The organism is Arthrobacter sp. GW460-12-1-14-TSB2 (assembly GCF_059423525.1).
Genome location: NZ_JBWKYC010000015.1, coordinates 74587 through 90375, shown reverse-complemented (window position 1 = coordinate 90375; position 15789 = coordinate 74587). Strand labels below are relative to the sequence as shown.

Sequence of the window (15789 nt, the reverse complement as noted above, 5' to 3'; positions counted from 1 at the left end):
GAATTGTTGAGTGCACAAATTAGCTTGGACTTGGATCGATGACTCCCCTTATGGTCGGTGAACGGAGCAGGTAAATCAACCCCCGAGGCAACCCAAGGAGCACAGCGCTGTGGACCAGGCATACGATCCCGCCCAGTACATCAACCAGGCCAGGATTACCGGCGTCTCCATCACGCCGGTGGCCTTCAAGGACCCGCCGCTCCTGAACACCGTGGGCGTTCACGAACCGTTCGCGCTGCGGGCCATCGTGGAGGTCCAGACGGATGCCGGCGTATCGGGCTTCGGTGAAACCTACGGCGATGCCGGCCACATTGCCCGGCTCCGGCTCGCGGCTGCGGCCGTTCCCGGGACGGACATCTTCAACATCAACGTGCTGCGCAGCCGGATCGCCCAGGCGCTGCAGCAGGACACCATCCAAGGCGGCCACGGCATGAGCGGCATGGTCACCGGTTCGAGCACAGCCGACCGCGTGCTGTCCGCGTTCGATGTCGCCGCCCTGGATATCCAGGGCAAACTCCTCGGCCGCCCGGTCAGCGACCTCCTGGGCGGCGCCGGCCGTGGCTCCGTGCAGTTCAGCGGGTACCTGTTCTACAAGTGGGCGGGCCACCCGGGCCAGGAGGACGACGCCTGGGGTGCCGCCCTGGACCCTGCCGGGATCGTGCAGCAGGCCCGGACCATGGTGGACCGCTACGGCTTCAGCGCACTCAAACTGAAGGCCGGCGTGTTCCCGCCGGAAGAAGAGATCGCGGCCATCCACGCCCTCCGCGCCGAATTCCCCGGCCTCCCCCTCCGCATCGATCCCAACGGCGCCTGGACAGTGGAGACCTCCATCCGCGTGGGCAAGGAATTGCACGGCGTCCTGGAGTACCTTGAGGACCCCACACCAGGCATTGACGGCATGGCGGCCGTCCGCCGAGAGGTCGGCATGCCCCTGGCCACGAACATGTGCGTGGTCAGCTTCGCGGACGTGGCCCCTGCCGTGGCGGCCGGCGCCGTGGACGTCATCCTCTCGGACCACCACTTCTGGGGCGGCCTCCGCCGGACCCAGTTCCTGGCCGGCATCACCGAGACGTTCGGCTTGGGGCTGTCCATGCACTCCAACTCCCACCTTGGCATCAGCCTCGCCGCCATGGTCCATTTGGCGGCGGCAACCCCCAACCTCGACTACGCCTGCGACACGCACTGGCCGTGGAAGGACCCGTCGGAGGATGTCATTGCCGGCGGTGTGTTCACGTTCAAGGACGGCGCCGTCCAGGTCCCCACCGGGCCCGGCCTCGGCGTCGAGGTGGACCGTGACGCCCTGGAACGCCTGCACCGCCAGTACTTGGACTGCGGGATCACCAGCCGGGACGACACCGGCTACATGCAGCGGCTCCACCCGTCCTACGAGCTTCAGGGCCCCCGGTGGTAACCACCGGGGAGCAGGCTCCGGACCGCCTGGAATCACTGAAGATCGTGGTCACCGATCCCATTATCAGCCGCTTCGAGGACCGGTTAAGGTCCGACGGCGGCACTCACCAGTGGGACATGGCTGCGGCTTGGACTCCGGAACGCCGGCTGGACGCACTGGCGGGCGCCGACGTCGTGGTTTGCTCCTCCCTGGGCTCCGTGGAAGCGGAGGCTGCCGGCCGCGTGCGCCTGGTCCACGTCACGGGTGCAGGCTACGACAAGATTTCCTTCCCGCACCTGGCGCCGTCGGCTCTGGTGGCCAACACCTTCCACCACGCACGGCCCATCGCCGAGCACGTCCTGATGGTCACCCTGATGCTTTCCCGCAATGTTGCGGCAGCCGACCGGGAGGTCCGCCAGGGGCAGTGGCGGACCATCGCAACGGCCGACGACGTGCCGTTCCATCCCGTCCTCGCCGACCTGACCCTGGGCCTGGTGGGCCTGGGATCCATCGGCGCCGAGGTCGCCCGCATGGCCGGATCGCTGGGCATGAAAGTCCGCGCTGTGCGGCGCAATCCTGCGGCCGCCCTGCCGCAGGGGGTCAGCCTCGACCGGGTAGGCGGAAATAATGAGCTCCACGAACTCCTGGCGGCGTCCGACGTCGTGGTGGTGACCGTGCCGCTGGATCCCGGCACGGAAGGGATGATCGGGGCGGCGGAACTGTCCGCCATGAAACCGTCAGCGTTCCTTATTAACGTGGCACGCGGGCCGGTGGTGGATCAGGCGGCACTGTACGCGGCCCTGAAGGAGCGGCGGATCGCCGGAGCCGGCCTCGACGTCTGGTGGGGATCGCCCGCGGACGGCGTGGTTCCGCCTGCTGAACTGCCCTTCGCATCCCTGCAGAACACGGTGCTGACCCCGCACCATTCCGGCCATGCACGCACCACCTTTGAACGCCGCGCGGCAGACATCGCCGCCAACATCCGGCTGCTTGCACAGGGCGGGGAGCTCGTGAACCTGGTGCCGCGGCCCGTTCCGGCTACGTAGCCGCCAGGACCAGCTGCACGATCAGCAGGGCGCTTCCCAGCGCTGACGCACCCAGGGCCAGGGCCTTCAGGCGTGCGGCATTGAGGAAGCGGTTCACGAACCGGGATGCCGCGTAGCCGCCAACGGCCGCAGGAACCATCCAAAGCGCCAGTGAAAGCATGTCCGTGGTAACAGCTCCTGCCAGCCACAGCATTGCCATGGAAATGGATGAGCCCACCATAAAGAAGGCGCTCATGGTGCCGCGCAGCCGGGGGCCGTCGTGCCCGTGCCACACCAGGGCCATGGGCGGTCCCCCGATGGACGTGGCGGTACCCATGATGCCGGAGGCCGCGCCGGCAGCGATCAGGTTGGCGCGGACCGGCCGGGGAGCCCAGCCGCGGCCCGCCAGCACCAAACCGGCCAGCACCACCGCCACCACCACCCACGCCAGGCCTTCGCGGGACAGTGCCGTCACCAGCCACGCGCCCAGGAAGCTCCCGGGAATCCGGCCCACCAGGGCCCAGCCCGTGCCTCGGAGGTCCAGGCTTTGCCGCTCCCGCACGGTGACCATGAGGGTGACGAGCAGGGCCAGGAGGATCAGGGTGGCGGGAAGCAGCGCCGGATCCACCATCGCGATCACCGGCGCTGCCAGCATGCCCATGCCGAAGCCGCTGGAGGCCTGCAGGCAGGCTGCCAGGAAGATCACCCCGGCTATGACGGCATATTCGGCACCAGTCACTCGGGTCCCGTCACTGGATGGGCACAGCGGAGGTAGCAGTGGCAGTTGCCGCGGCGCCCGTCAGGCCCTTGAGGGAATCGAGCGGGAAATGGCATTCCGCCACGTGCCGCGTGCCGTCAGGGGCTGCCAGGACCTGCGGTTCCGGTGATACTTCGGCGCAGATATCCTGCGCCTTCCAGCAGCGCGTCCGGAAGCGGCAGCCCGACGGCGGATCCAGCGGAGAGGGCAGCTCACCTTGAAGGACAATCCTGTCCCGTCTGGTTCCGCTGACGTCCAGCTTCGGGGACGCCGACATCAGGGCCGCCGTGTAGGGGTGCCGGGGATGGTCAAAGACTTCCTCGGTGGCCCCGGTCTCGATGATTCGTCCGAGGTACATCACAGCCACCCTGTCCGCCACATGGCGGACCACGGTCAGGTCGTGCGAGATGAAGATGTAGGAAACACCGAGTTCCTGCTGGAGCTCATTGAGCAGGTTCAGGACCTGCGCCTGCACGGAAAGGTCCAGGGCCGAGACGGGCTCGTCGAGGATGATGACGTCCGGGTTCAGGGCCAGGGCCCGGGCGATCCCGATGCGCTGACGCTGGCCGCCGGAGAATTCCTGCGGCGACTTGCGGGCATCGGAGGGACGCAGCCCCACCATGTGCAGCAGTTCACTTACCCTTGCCTGGCGCTCCCGGGACGTCGGGTAGAGGCCGCGGTGGGTGGCCCACGGTTCGGCGATGATGTCGCCGGCGTTCATCCGGGCGTTCAGGGAGGCAAACGGGTCCTGGAAGACCATCTGCACGCGCCGCCGCCAGCTCAGCAGTTCCTTCCCGCGGAGCCCGAAGGGGTTGGTTCCTTCGAAGGTCACGGTCCCTTCATCCGGTGTTTCCAGCATCATCAGGGTCCGCGCCAGGGTGGACTTGCCGCAGCCGGACTCGCCCACCAGTCCCAGGGTCTCACCCCGGCCCACGGTCAGGCTGATCCCGTCCAGGGCCTTGAGCCGGGTGTTGCCGCTGGCGCTCCTGGCCACGTGGAACGTCTTGGTCAGGCCCTCGATTGTCAGAAGCGGCTCAGACATTGCTGATCTCCTCGCTGAAGTGGCAGGCGGCCGTGCGGGCAGGCCGCGGCTGGACGCCGGAAGGGATGTTCACGGGGGTGCCGCCGGTGCCCGCGGCTCCGGCTACCGGGCGGGCTTCGCCTACCGGGCGGGCTCCGGCTACCGGGCGGAGCACGGGACGTTCGGCCCGGCAGATGTCCTGCACCAGCGGGCAGCGGGACTGGTAGACGCAGCCGGACGGGATGTCGTGGAGCTCCGGCGGGCTGCCGGCAATGGACTTGAGCTTGGCGCCCCGCTCCAGGTGGACGGGCACCGATTCCAGCAGCCCTTTGGTGTAGGGATGGCGCGGGTCGGCGAAAACTTCGGAGACCGGTCCGCTCTCCACCACGTTGCCGGCGTACATCACGGCCACGGCGTCGGCTTCCTCGGCCACCACGGCCAGGTCGTGCGTAATGAGGATGACCGCCATCTGGCCCTCCTCACGGAGCTTCCGCAGAAGCTGCATGATCTGCGCCTGGACCGTGACGTCCAGTGCCGTGGTGGGTTCATCGGCGATCAGCAGGCGCGGGTTGAGGGCCACGGCCATGGCGATGAGGATGCGCTGGCGCATGCCGCCTGAGAACTGGTGCGGGTAGGAATTGATCCGGGATTCCGGCTCGGGAATGCCGACGCGTTTCATCAGGTCAATCGCTTCAACCCGGGCTTCCTTGGAGCTGAGCCCGCGGTGGATGCGGAAGGCTTCGCCCAGTTGCGTCCCCACCGTATAGACGGGGTTCAGGGCAGTCAGCGCGTCCTGGAAGACGATGCCCAGCTCGGGCCCGGCAAACTTGAGCCGTTCCTTGGCGCTGAGTGCGGCGAGATCGGTGCCGTTGAGGACGATCTCGCCGTCGGCGAGGTCGCAGACGGGGTCCATGATCCCGGCGAGTGCCTTTGCTGTCATGGACTTTCCGCACCCTGATTCCCCGAGCAACGCCAGCGTTTCCCCGGCACGGGCTTCGAAAGCCACGCTGTTGACGGCGCGCACGGTGCCGCGGTGTGTGCGGATGTCCACGGCAAGGTCACGGACCTGCAGGACGACGTCGTGCGCCTTGGTCTGGCCTGTGGCAGCGCGGGCAGCCTCGCCGGTGCGCTGGATGGGGGCTTGCTGGGCGGCTGTTTTCACGGCTGTGCCTCCTTGGCTGGGATACGGGCGATCAGCCGCTTGCGGGGAAGTGCCAGGCGCCAGCGCTGGGCCGGATCGGTGGCGATCCGCAGCCAGGCGGCCAGGACGTTGGCGGCGATGGTTGTGACCACGATGGCAACGCCGGGGAAGATCGAGAGCCACCAGGCGGTCTGCAGGTACTGCCGGCCCTGGGAGACCATTAGGCCCCAGCTGACGTCCGGCGGCTGGATGCCGATGCCCAGGAAGCTCAGGGAGGACTCGGCGAGCATGACGTAGCAGAACTCGAGGGTGGCCAGCGTCAGGAGCGTCGGCAGCACCACGGGGATGACGTGCCGGAGGATGATCGCATTGGGTTTGGCACCAAAGGTCCGGGCGGCGTCGACAAATGTCCGGCTCTGGAGTTCCGCCGACTCGGCGCGCGCGGTGCGCAGGTAGATCGGGATGCGGGTGAGTGCCAGGATCAGCACGATGTTCGCCGCGCTGGGGCTAAAAACGTAAAGCACGACGACGGCGAGCAGCAGGGACGGAAAGCTCATGATCACGTCGGCGATGCGCATGGACACGTTCTCCCGCCAGCCCCGGTGGTAGCCGGCCCAGACGCCCCACAGGGAGCCAACGACCAGTGCCACGGCCACCGCCGGCAAGGCTACGGACAGGGTGGTCCGGCTCGCCACGACCAGCCGGGCCAGCATGCTGCGGCCCAGCGAGTCGCTGCCCAGGAAGTATTCCCAGCCGTGCGCCAACGTGAATGGTGCCTTGTTGGCGAACAGCAGGTTCTGTTTGGTGGCCAGATCGCCCATCAGCGCAGGGCCGACCAGGGCGGTCAGGCCGATAAAGATCAGGATCAGCGCAGAGACGGTGGCAAAGCGGTCCTTGAGCAGGAGGCGGAAAAGACTCAGCTGTCCCACCTGCTTTTCGTCCTTCTTTTCGTTCTGGTGTTCGCGGGCCGCCGGCAGCTTCTCCGGCGCCGCGCCCTCAGTCAGTGAACTCTTCATGGCTACTCCTAGGCCTTAACCGTGACGGGCCGGACGCGCGCGTCCAGCAGCGCGTAGCCCATGTCGATAAGGATGTTCAGGGCAAAAATCGCGACGGCGGTGAGCAGGACGGCTGCCTGCAGGACGGCGAAGTCCCGTTGCAGGATCGAATCGATCATGAGCTTTCCAATGCCCGGCCAGCCGAAGATGGTCTCCACCACCACGGCGCCGTTCACGAGGCCCACGGTCAGGTCGCCGGCCACCGTCAGTGCGGGGGCGGCCGCGTTGCGCAGCGCGTGGTGCGTGACCACCCGGAGTTCGCCTGCTCCGCGGCTGCGGGCCAGTTTGATGTAGGGCTCCGAGAGGGCGGAGACCATGGAGCCGCGGACAATCTGGACCAGCACGCCGAACGGCCGCAGGAGCAACGTGGCGATGGGCAATACCCAGGCGCCGGCCCCCGACACACCGGATGTCGGGAGCCAGCCCAGGGTGATGGCGAAGACCCAGATGCCCACGATTGCCAGCCAGAAGTCCGGTATCGAGGCTGCAGCCATGGAGACGAAACTTGAGATACGGTCCGCGATGCCATTCGGCTTCAGCGCAGCCCAGCACCCGACCACCAGCGCCAGCAGCACAGCCAGCACCATTGTGGTGGCGGCCAGCTGCAGGGTGGCCGGGAAGGCGCGCAGTGCCATGGCCGCGGCATCCTGCCCCGTGCGGAGTGACTGTCCGAAGTCGAGCCGGAGCACTCCGCCGAAGTAGTCGGCCATCTGTACCAGCAGCGGCTGGTCCAGTCCATTGCGTGCGGTGAAGTCGTCGCGCATCTGCTGGGTGGCGTTCAGCGGCAGGTACAGGCTGGCAGGGTTTCCCGTCATCCTGGCCAGCGCGAACACACCAACGATCACCACCACCAGCGGTAGAGCGCTGGAGACAATCCGCTTTCTCAAGTAGATCAGCATGGCTGTCCTTATCTCCGGGTCCGGGCTAGTTTGCCGGCGTCATTTCCGAAACACGCAACTCGTCGCCACTGGACGAATTGGGCGTGTACTTCACGGACTTGGCCTTGCCGATGATGCCGGTCTGGTGCGAGATGTGGGCAAACTGGACCACTTTGTCGTTCTGGTACGCGAAGATGTCCTCAAAGTCCTTCTTCCGCTCGTCGCCGGAGGCCGCATCCGCCTTCTTGATCATGGCGTCGAACTCGGGGGTGCCGAAGTAGCTCTGGGCTCCGGTGGACAGCATGTACTGGTCCACGGTGAAGGCTGCATCGCCGGCCTGGTTGCCGTGCTGGGTCATCAGGGCCACCGCGCCTTCATCATCGGAGAAGGGACGGACCTGGTAGGTCAGGTGCTGGCTGGTTTCGAGCATCTTGAGCTTGACGTTCAGGCCGGCCTGGCTCAGCTGCTCCTGGAGGACCTGAGCGAGCTCAGTGATCTTCGGGAACTGCGCGCTCCGGACTACCAGCGAGATCTGCGCGGACGTATCAACGCCGTCGGCCTTGGCGTCGGCAACGAGGGACTTCGCCTTGTCCAGGTCGAACGGCCAGGCCTTCAGCGCCGCGTTGTGCCCCACGATGCCTTCGGGAACCAGCTGGGCAGCCACCTGGTGCTTGCCCTGGTAGAGCGAGTTGACGATTCCCTCCTTGTCGAGGGCGTAGTTGACCGCCTGGCGGACACGGAGGTCGTTGAGCGGCGCCTCATTGGCATCGAGCCGCAATGCCACTGTCTCGTTGTTGGGGTAGTCGACGCCAAGGTCGCCGATGTTGTCGTCCGGGCTCAGTCCCATGGCAACATCTGCCTCGCCGCTGGTGATCATGGCAGCGCGCACTGAGCTCTCGGAACGCCACTGGTACTCCGCCTTGGCGTAAGCGGGCTTGTCCCCCCAATACCCGTCCCAGCTGGACAAAGTGATCTTCTGGCCGGCGTCCCACTTCTCGATCTTGTAGGGACCCGTGCCGATCGGCTCACGGACCTTCGCCGTGGTACTTGTGGACGTCGGCACCACCTCGAGGAACGAAAGGCGCAGCGGCAGGATGGGATCAGGTTCGGGAGTGGTGACGGTCAGGGTGGTGGCATCCACGGCCTTCACGGCGAGGTCCGCGTCGCCGAAGACGTAGCCTTCCACGTTGCAGCCGAGCTTGGAGTTGACTGCCCTTTCGATGGTGAAGGCGGCGGCTTCGGCATTGAACGGCGTGCCGTCCTGGAAAGTCACGCCTTCGCGCAGCTTCAGGGTCCACTCAGTATCCGTAGTGGCCTTCCATTCAGTGGCGAGCTTGGGCTCGAGTTCGCCACTGGTCGGGTTGCGTTCAATCAGCGGTTCGGTGACGTTAGAGCGCACCACAACACCGGTGGAGGTCAGGTTGGACTCACAGGCTTCCAGCGTGGGCGGTTCCTGGCCGAGGACCACGCGCACCGTGTTCGAGGAGGCGGCGCCGGCGTCGGAATTGGCCACCGAACAGCCGCTCAGACCGAGCACCGCGACGGACGCCAGGGCCGGCCATTTAAGCAAGGCGGCGGGAAATGGGGACTTTGAAGAAGACGTCATTGGATTCCTCCGAATTGGGTGTTTGCGGCAGGGGTGGGCTCGTGCACCAGTGGAACCGGGCAACAAGATCAGGTAGTTCGGGCCGCGCTGGACTCAAGCTAGTTGAGGTCCACAGGCTCCACAAGGTTTTTACCGGCCGCCGGTGGCGCGCGCCGGGGCGGTTCCAGCCACCGACGCCCTGTGACGGGCACCACTTATCCCGGAAATCCGCGCGGTTCCGCCCGAGTACCTCAATCGATTCACTTCCGGCATCGAACAATGCCATTTACATGTTGGACGCGTATGGATCCGAAACCTAGGGTGCAGATATGAAGAACACCGCCGTCCTGCAGGTAGGGCCACTCATGCCAGCCGTCCAAGAAGCCATCCGGAGCGAGTACGACGCCGTGCGCCTCCCCGACTCAACCCCCGAGCGGGAAGAATTCCTGCATCTCCACGGCGAATCCTTCGAGGTCGCCGTGACCTCGGGCAAGTTCGGCGTCGGCCCGGACCTGATGCGCGCACTTCCCAGCCTGCGCGCGGTCATCAACTTCGGTGTCGGCTATGACACCACGGACGTTGCCCAGGCCGCCCGGCGCGGCATCACGGTCAGCAACACCCCCGACGTCCTCAACGACTGCGTGGCGGACACCGCAATCGCCCTGTACCTGGACGTCCTGCGCCGGGTGAGCGCCGCGGACCGCTTCGTCCGCCGCGGTGACTGGCTCAGCAAGGGCAACTTCCCACTCGCCACCAAGGCCAGCGGCAAGAGAGTGGGCATCCTCGGGCTCGGCCGGATTGGACGGGTCATCGCCCGGCGCCTGGAAGGCTTCGACTGCAGCATCAGTTACCACAGCCGCAATCCGGTGGACGGGGTCAGCTACGCGTACAAGGCCTCACCGCGCGAACTCGCCGCCGGTTGCGACGTCCTGATTGTCGCCGCCGCCGGCGGGTCCGGCTCGGCCAAACTCGTGGACGCCGCCGTCATCGACGCGATCGGGCCTGAGGGCTACCTGATCAACATCGCCCGGGGAAGCGTGGTGGATGAGGACGCCCTTGTGGCTGCCCTGCTGGCCGGGCGGCTGGCCGGTGCCGGCCTGGACGTCTTTGCGGAGGAGCCAAAGGTCCCGGAAGACCTCCTCGCCCTGGACAATGTAGTCCTGCTGCCCCATCTGGGGAGCGGCACCCACGAAACGAGGGCCGCAATGGCAGAACTTACGCTCGCGAACCTTCGGCAGTTCGTTGAGTCCGGTTCGGTCCTGACGGCGGTGCAGGCATGAGCGTCGCAGTGGGATACGTGGCCGGCCAGGAGGGCCGCGCCGCCCTGAGTGCCGCCATCGGGGAGGCTGCACTGCGAAAGACCGCGCTGCAGATCATGGGCCCTGTTGCGGGCGACGCGTCGGCCGAGGCGGAGGGGGACATCCGAGAAGCCATTGCTGCCGCGGCCGCAGCGGGCGTCCAAGCTACACTCCGCCCTAACGAGGGCAGCGACGCAGCGGACGTCATGATCGACGCCTCCTACGAGGAGGATATTGAACTGATAGTGATAGGAGTCCGGCGCCGCTCCCCGGTGGGGAAGCTGTTCCTCGGCAGCACTGCCCAGCGCGTCATCCTTGAGGCCGGCTGCCCGGTCACGGCGGTTAAAGCCGAGGTCGGACCGCGTTCGTGAGCACCGGGGCGACCCGCGGTGCGCCATAGGTATCACGCAATGCAAAAAGCGTGTTGGACGTGCATCGCTGCAGGTGAATAAAGTCAAGGGAAAGCTGTGGCGAGGACCACAAAGGGCTGGCCTCCCGGTCCCCCGCAGCGCAAGATTTTTCACCTATACAGAGGATTTTTCCCATGCAGTCTGTCGACATCGCTGTCACGGATCTGGCGTCCGCCACCAAGAAGTTCTTCCGGCGCGTCCTGCCCATCATGCTGGTCATGCTCGTCTGCAACCAGCTGAACCGTTCGAACATCGGCTACGCCCACGAGCACCTGGAAGCGGATGTCGGCATCGGCGCCGCCGCCTACGGTTTCGGGGCTGGCCTGTTCTTCATCGCCTACGCGATCTTTGAACTGCCCAGCAACGTGATGATGGAGAAGTTCGGCGCCAGGGTCTGGCTCACCAGGATCATGGTCAGCTGGGGCATCGTTTCGTTCCTGATGGCGTTCGTACAGAACGAAATGATGTTCTATGTGCTGCGCTTCCTGCTGGGAGCGGCTGAGGCCGGGTTCTTCCCCGCCGTCATCTTCTATTTCGCCCGCTGGGTACCGGCCGGCCAGCGGGGCAAGGCCACCGCCATTTTCATCGCCGGTTCCTCGGTTGCCGCCGCTCTTTCGGGACCCATCGCAGGAATGCTGCTCAGCCTCCAGGGTGCGCTGGGATTCCGCGGCTGGCAGTGGCTCTTTGGTTTCGAAGGACTGCTCTCCGTCGTCGTTGGCATCACCGTGTACTTCCTTTTGGACGCCAGGATCGAGGACGCCAAATGGTTGACCCTCAAGGAAAAGGCTGCGCTCATCGGCGCCATCGCCAGCGAGGATGCCCGGCACAACCCTGCCACGGGCAAAGACACCAAAATCAACCGCTGGAAGATGCTGCTGAACCCGCAGATCCTCCTGCTGTGCGGCATCTACTTCTCAGTGCAACTGTCCATCTATGCCAACACCTTCTGGCTGCCCAGCATCGTCAAACAGATCCCCGGCACAACGGACCTGAGCGTAGGCTTCCTATCCGCCATTCCCTGGGTCTGCGCCGTCGTCGCCATGTACTTCGCGGCCAAGTGGCAGGACAAGGCCACATCCAAGCGCCCGCTGCTGGTGGTTGACCTGCTCGTGGCCGCCGTGGGAACGTTCGCGGCAGCCGTCGCCACTCCGGTACTGGCGCTGGTATTCCTGGCTGTGGCCGCGATGGGATTCAAGAGCGCGTCACCCCTGTTCTGGACCATCCCCCAGTCAGGCCTGCACCCCCTGGTCCTTGCACCGGCCATCGCCATCATCAACTCGCTCGGCAACCTGGGCGGCTTCGTGGCCCCCTTCGGCTTCGGCATCATCAAGGAACAGACCGGAAGCGTGGTTCCGGGACTGTTCGCCCTGGCGGCCGCGTCCACCCTCGCCGCCGGCCTGGTGTACTTCCTCAAGGAACGGACGACGACGGCGGAACCGTCCGCCGTCGTGCCTACCGAAAGCGCCTCCGCAGCGGAAACCCGCCAGCCTGCCGCAACCCGCTAGGCATCGCCCTCGCAGCTAATCCCCGCCCCATGGTCGCATCCCCCGGCAACGCCAAGGGGAAAAGACCGCGGGGCGGGGATATCAGCTACCCGGACGCTGACGGCAACCTCCCGGACCTCCGCAGCATGGTCTCCTCGAGCAGCGCCACCACGGTGTAGAGGATGATCGACACCAGGGTGATCACCACCACCGACGCCCACACTTCGTTGTTCCTGGCCCGGGACACGGCAGAGATGATGGCGTAGCCGATTCCCTTGCCTGTGGCGAGCCACTCTGCCAGCAGCGCGCCGGTAATCGCCCCCGGAATGGAGACCTTCACCGCGGTGAAGAAGGCCGGCAGGGACGACGGCAGGGCAACCTTCAGCAGGGCGGTCCAGCGTGATCCGCCATAGACGTCGATGACTTCGAGCATGGCCGGGGAGGCCGAGCGCAGCCCGAACACAATCGTGACCAGGGCGGGGAACAGCACCACGATCCCGCCGATGGCCGCGACCGCCGGTTCCTGCCGGCCGAAGATCAGGATAATGATGGGTGCCAGCGCCACGAGCGGAACGGAGCGCAGCAGCATGGCGACCGGCATCAGGGCGTTCTCCACACCGCGGAACAGGACGAACACACCGGCAATCATCACGGCGCCCACCATTCCCGCGGTGAACCCGAAGAACGCGTCCACCATGGTCTGGCCGAGGTTCTGCAGGACGGCCTGCCGGTTGGTTTCCGCGGCCGGGACAGCGAACAGGAAGTTGAACACGTCCAGTGGGCCCTTGCCGACAAACGGCGAGATGTTGAAGACCTTGAGCAGCGCAACCCACAGCAGCAGCACCACGGCCAGGGAAACCAGCAGGCCCACACCCGCGCGGCCCGCGCCTTTCAGTGCGGCCACGCCGGCCGCCGTTGCCGGCCTCATGATGCCCCCTGGCGCCCGGAGGACCACGGGGTCACGAACCTTGCCAGCAGCGCGAACACTCCATAGCCGGCCCCGGCAACAAGACCCGCCACCAGGGCAACACCCCACGCCCTGGCGATCTCGAGGTTCTGCTGCGCATTGACCAGTGCCGGGCCGATCCCCCGGTCCACGCCGCCCACGTATTCGCCCAGCACGGCTCCCAGGACGGCGGCCGGGACGGCGATCTTCAGCGCGTTCAGGATTCCCGGCAGTGCGGAAATGAGCTGGACCTTCACCAACTGCTTGAGCCGGCCCCCGCCGTAGACCGCCACGAGGTCCAGGCTGGTCCGGTCCGCGCTCTTCAGCGCCGCCAGCGCGCCCACCACGGTGGTGAAAAAGACCGAGATGCCCGCCAAGAGGACGGCCGTGCCGGACGACTCCCCGCGTGCGGGCGAACCGATGACGATGAAGGCCAGCGGTCCGATGGCCACGATGGGCAGGCAATAGCTGATCACCGCCAGCTGGGTGACCAGACGTTCCAGGGACGGAAGCACCAGGACACTCGCGGACAGCAGCAGCGCAGCGGCGTTCCCCCACAAGTACCCTGCGGAAGCCTCCGACATGGTCACCACAAGGTTGGGCCAGTAAAACCCGACGCCGTCGCTCGCCAGTTGCCCCAGGACTTCCGGCGGCGTCGGCACGGCACCGCCGGAACCGTCCGCACTGGCGCCCACCCCGGAAAGAACCGTCGCGGCGGCCAGCCACCAGAGCGCAACGGTGGCCGCCACGCCGATCCCCGCCGCGGCCCATGGCGGCAGCGGCCGGGCCGCCGTCGTACTCACCACCCTCGTACTTAACAGGAAAGGCCGCGTCACGGTGACTCCACTTCCTCAAGGGGTGCGCCGGCGTCGCCGAAGAGGAGCTCCGACGCCCGGTCACACAGGGCATGGAATTCCGGCGTGCGCATCATCTCCGGAGTCCGGGGGCGGGGCAGGTCCACGGTGATGATTGCCTTGATCCGTCCCGGCCGGGCGCTCATCACAGCCACCACGTCGGAGAGGAACATGGCCTCGGCGATGCCGTGGGTGACCATCAGGGTCGTGGCGGGCTTCTCCGTCCAGATCCTAAGGAGCTCCAGGTTCAGCCGCTGGCGGGTCATGTCGTCCAGTGCGCCGAAGGGCTCATCCAGCAGCAGCACCGACGGCTTGAGCGCCAGGGCCCGGGCGATGGACACCCGCTGCCGCATGCCGCCGGATAGCTGGGCCGGCTTTGCCTTTTCGAAGCCCTTCAGGCCGATCAGCTCCACCAGGTCGTCCACCATCGCGTGGTCAACGGGGAGGCCTGCCACCTCGAAAGGCAGCCGGATGTTGGACACCACACTTCGCCAGGGCAGCAGCGCCGGATCCTGGAAGGCGATCCCCAGTTCATGCCGCGTCCGCAGCTCGGCCGGCGTGTGGCCGTCCACCGTCACTTGCCCGGTGGTGGGGGTTTCCAGGCCAGCAAGAATCCTCAGGATGGTGGACTTGCCGCAGCCGGAGGGTCCCAGCAGGGAGAGGAACGTCCCCTTGGACGTCATCAGGTTGGCATCCTCCAGTGCCACCACGCTCTTCCGGCCCATCCGGAAACTCTTGCCCAGGTTGCTGAGCGATATGCCTGTCCCGGAGAGCAGCCCTGCTGTGACGGCTTCCGTGCTCACGTCAGTCATGCGTCCTACTTAAGGTCGGGGTTTTCGGCGTAGACCTCATCGAGGAGGCTCAGGTCGAAGATCGCGTCCGCGGTGGTGTCATAACCGGCCAGCTTGAGGATTTCGATGTTCTTGTCCATCAGCTCCTTGGAAACCGTGAACAGGCCGTTGCTGTCCGTCTCGGGCGTGGCAATGAGCTTGGTGTTCTGGGATTCCGCCTGGCCCTTTTCCTTGGCCATGGTCAGGCCCAGCTCCTTGCCGTAGACCTCGACCGCGAGCCGTGCCGACTCCGCCGGATCGGACAGGGCATCCTTCCAGCCCTTGATGGTGGCCACGAGGAACGCCTTCAGCTCCGGCCGCTTGTCCTTGATGGATTCCTCCGTGACCACGAAGCTCTCGGCAATGAAGGGAAGGCCGTTGTCCGCGAACGGCAGGACCGCCGTCTTGTGCCCGCCCAGCTCAAGGGTGAGCACCTCGTTGGTCAGGTACGCAAAGAAGCCCTCGACGTCGCCGTTCAGCAGCGGCTGCGGATCGTACTGCACTGGCACCTTGGTGACCTTTGACGCATCGATCTTGTTGACCTCCAGCAGGGCATCGAACAACGTTTCATTGACGCCGGCCTGGACGCCGATCTTCTTGCCGATGAGGTCTTCCGGGGCGGTGATGGAGTTGGCCGCCAGCGAAACGATGGTGAACGGGTTCTTCTGGTAGGTGGAGCCAATGATCTTCAGCGGCGCACCCTCGTTGAGGACCACAGGAGCAACACCCACGGGCGAGGAGGTGCCCACCAAGGCCTTGCCGGACAGGACCATGGTCTCCGCCGAGGCCCCTCCCGGGCCACCGGCTATCAGGTTGACGGCGCTAAAGCCCGCCTCCTTGTAATAGCCCTTGCTGTCGGCAAAGTACTCGCCGGCGAATTCCGCATTCTTCAGCCACGAAAGCTGGACCTCAAGCGTGCCGAGCTCGGCGGCCGCCCCGGAAGCCGTACCTGAAGCGGCCGGAGCCGTGGCGCCCGATTCGGCTGCGCAGCCGGTCAGCGCCACCAGCGCCGCCGACGAAAATCCTGCCAGCACCATCCGCCGCGATGGACGCAGTGGTCCTTTGTCCGAACTGAAAGCCGTCATTCTTCTACTCCAAATCGGCAGGCGGTCACA

15 protein-coding genes are annotated in these 15789 nt (G+C 66.1%); 5 read left to right on the top strand and 10 right to left on the bottom strand.

Annotation, left to right across the window (positions count from 1 at the left end; all coding sequences use genetic code 11):
- Positions 1 to 109: 109 nt before the first annotated feature.
- The gene (locus AC07YR_RS17025) at positions 110 to 1411 is read left to right on the top strand and encodes a glucarate dehydratase family protein (RefSeq protein WP_494734649.1); all 1302 of its coding nucleotides are present in this window, start codon (positions 110 to 112) and stop codon (positions 1409 to 1411) included.
- A complete protein-coding gene (locus AC07YR_RS17020) occupies positions 1405 to 2436 on the top strand; it encodes a 2-hydroxyacid dehydrogenase (protein ID WP_494734648.1) in 1032 nt (343 codons plus the stop codon). Before AC07YR_RS17025 ends, AC07YR_RS17020 begins: the two co-directional genes overlap by 7 nt.
- Here the strand turns inward: AC07YR_RS17020 and AC07YR_RS17015 are convergent.
- The 6 genes from AC07YR_RS17015 to AC07YR_RS16990 are packed head-to-tail and all read right to left on the bottom strand — an operon-like array spanning position 2429 to position 8873.
- On the bottom strand, positions 2429 to 3154 hold the full coding sequence (locus AC07YR_RS17015) for a sulfite exporter TauE/SafE family protein (RefSeq protein WP_436056218.1): 726 nt from the start codon (positions 3152 to 3154) through the stop codon (positions 2429 to 2431). The genes AC07YR_RS17020 and AC07YR_RS17015 overlap by 8 nt on opposite strands.
- A 10-nt stretch (positions 3155 to 3164) precedes the next feature.
- Positions 3165 to 4214 carry an ABC transporter ATP-binding protein gene (locus AC07YR_RS17010; protein WP_494734647.1) on the bottom strand — a complete coding sequence of 350 codons (1050 nt, stop codon included), beginning with the start codon at positions 4212 to 4214 and terminating at the stop codon, positions 3165 to 3167.
- Positions 4207 to 5355: an ABC transporter ATP-binding protein gene (locus AC07YR_RS17005; protein WP_494734646.1), complete on the bottom strand. Its 1149-nt coding sequence runs from the start codon at positions 5353 to 5355 to the stop codon at positions 4207 to 4209. Before AC07YR_RS17005 ends, AC07YR_RS17010 begins: the two co-directional genes overlap by 8 nt.
- Positions 5352 to 6350 carry an ABC transporter permease gene (locus AC07YR_RS17000; protein ID WP_494734645.1) on the bottom strand — a complete coding sequence of 333 codons (999 nt, stop codon included), beginning with the start codon at positions 6348 to 6350 and terminating at the stop codon, positions 5352 to 5354. The genes AC07YR_RS17005 and AC07YR_RS17000 overlap by 4 nt, the downstream gene beginning before the upstream one ends.
- A gap of 8 nt (positions 6351 to 6358) precedes the next feature.
- Entirely contained in the window at positions 6359 to 7288 is a 930-nt protein-coding gene (locus AC07YR_RS16995) for an ABC transporter permease (protein WP_028272355.1), read from the bottom strand.
- Between the two features lie 25 nt (positions 7289 to 7313).
- Positions 7314 to 8873, bottom strand: coding sequence for an ABC transporter substrate-binding protein (locus AC07YR_RS16990; protein ID WP_055797471.1), 1560 nt, complete (start codon positions 8871 to 8873; stop codon positions 7314 to 7316).
- A 308-nt stretch (positions 8874 to 9181) separates the two neighbouring features.
- On the opposite strand from AC07YR_RS16990, the gene AC07YR_RS16985 reads away from it, so the two are divergent.
- The 3 genes from AC07YR_RS16985 (at position 9182) to AC07YR_RS16975 (ending at position 12065) form a co-directional block, all read left to right on the top strand.
- Complete coding sequence (locus AC07YR_RS16985; protein WP_494734644.1) at positions 9182 to 10132, top strand: 2-hydroxyacid dehydrogenase; 951 nt, start codon at positions 9182 to 9184, stop codon at positions 10130 to 10132.
- A complete protein-coding gene (locus AC07YR_RS16980) occupies positions 10129 to 10521 on the top strand; it encodes a universal stress protein (protein ID WP_436056213.1) in 393 nt (130 codons plus the stop codon). Before AC07YR_RS16985 ends, AC07YR_RS16980 begins: the two co-directional genes overlap by 4 nt.
- 173 nt (positions 10522 to 10694) lie before the next feature.
- Positions 10695 to 12065: an MFS transporter gene (locus AC07YR_RS16975; RefSeq protein WP_494734643.1), complete on the top strand. Its 1371-nt coding sequence runs from the start codon at positions 10695 to 10697 to the stop codon at positions 12063 to 12065.
- A gap of 85 nt (positions 12066 to 12150) precedes the next feature.
- Here AC07YR_RS16975 and AC07YR_RS16970 read toward each other — a convergent pair whose 3' ends face one another.
- From AC07YR_RS16970 to AC07YR_RS16955, 4 genes are read right to left on the bottom strand one after another with little or no spacing between them, the layout of a single operon-like run.
- Complete coding sequence (locus AC07YR_RS16970) at positions 12151 to 12972, bottom strand: ABC transporter permease (protein ID WP_436056211.1); 822 nt, start codon at positions 12970 to 12972, stop codon at positions 12151 to 12153.
- Entirely contained in the window at positions 12969 to 13826 is an 858-nt protein-coding gene (locus tag AC07YR_RS16965; protein ID WP_494734642.1) for an ABC transporter permease, read from the bottom strand. Before AC07YR_RS16965 ends, AC07YR_RS16970 begins: the two co-directional genes overlap by 4 nt.
- Positions 13823 to 14656, bottom strand: a complete 834-nt coding sequence (locus AC07YR_RS16960; protein WP_494734641.1) for an ABC transporter ATP-binding protein — start codon at positions 14654 to 14656, stop codon at positions 13823 to 13825. The genes AC07YR_RS16965 and AC07YR_RS16960 overlap by 4 nt, the downstream gene beginning before the upstream one ends.
- Positions 14657 to 14661: 5 nt before the next feature.
- Positions 14662 to 15759, bottom strand: coding sequence for an ABC transporter substrate-binding protein (locus AC07YR_RS16955; RefSeq protein ID WP_494734640.1), 1098 nt, complete (start codon positions 15757 to 15759; stop codon positions 14662 to 14664).
- Positions 15760 to 15789: the final 30 nt, after the last annotated feature.

What these genes read in the sequence shown, in the direction of transcription:
- AC07YR_RS17010 (WP_494734647.1), bottom strand. Translation starts at nt 4,214, where the DNA reads ATGTCTGAGCCGCTTCTGACAATCGAGGGCCTGACCAAGACGTTCCAC.
- AC07YR_RS17000 (WP_494734645.1), bottom strand. Translation starts at nt 6,350, where the DNA reads ATGAAGAGTTCACTGACTGAGGGCGCGGCGCCGGAGAAGCTGCCGGCG.
- AC07YR_RS16995 (WP_028272355.1), bottom strand. Translation starts at nt 7,288, where the DNA reads ATGCTGATCTACTTGAGAAAGCGGATTGTCTCCAGCGCTCTACCGCTG.
- AC07YR_RS16990 (WP_055797471.1), bottom strand. Translation starts at nt 8,873, where the DNA reads ATGACGTCTTCTTCAAAGTCCCCATTTCCCGCCGCCTTGCTTAAATGG.
- AC07YR_RS16985 (WP_494734644.1), top strand. Translation starts at nt 9,182, where the DNA reads ATGAAGAACACCGCCGTCCTGCAGGTAGGGCCACTCATGCCAGCCGTC.
- AC07YR_RS16980 (WP_436056213.1), top strand. Translation starts at nt 10,129, where the DNA reads ATGAGCGTCGCAGTGGGATACGTGGCCGGCCAGGAGGGCCGCGCCGCC.
- AC07YR_RS16975 (WP_494734643.1), top strand. Translation starts at nt 10,695, where the DNA reads ATGCAGTCTGTCGACATCGCTGTCACGGATCTGGCGTCCGCCACCAAG.
- AC07YR_RS16970 (WP_436056211.1), bottom strand. Translation starts at nt 12,972, where the DNA reads ATGAGGCCGGCAACGGCGGCCGGCGTGGCCGCACTGAAAGGCGCGGGC.
- AC07YR_RS16960 (WP_494734641.1), bottom strand. Translation starts at nt 14,656, where the DNA reads ATGACTGACGTGAGCACGGAAGCCGTCACAGCAGGGCTGCTCTCCGGG.
- AC07YR_RS16955 (WP_494734640.1), bottom strand. Translation starts at nt 15,759, where the DNA reads ATGACGGCTTTCAGTTCGGACAAAGGACCACTGCGTCCATCGCGGCGG.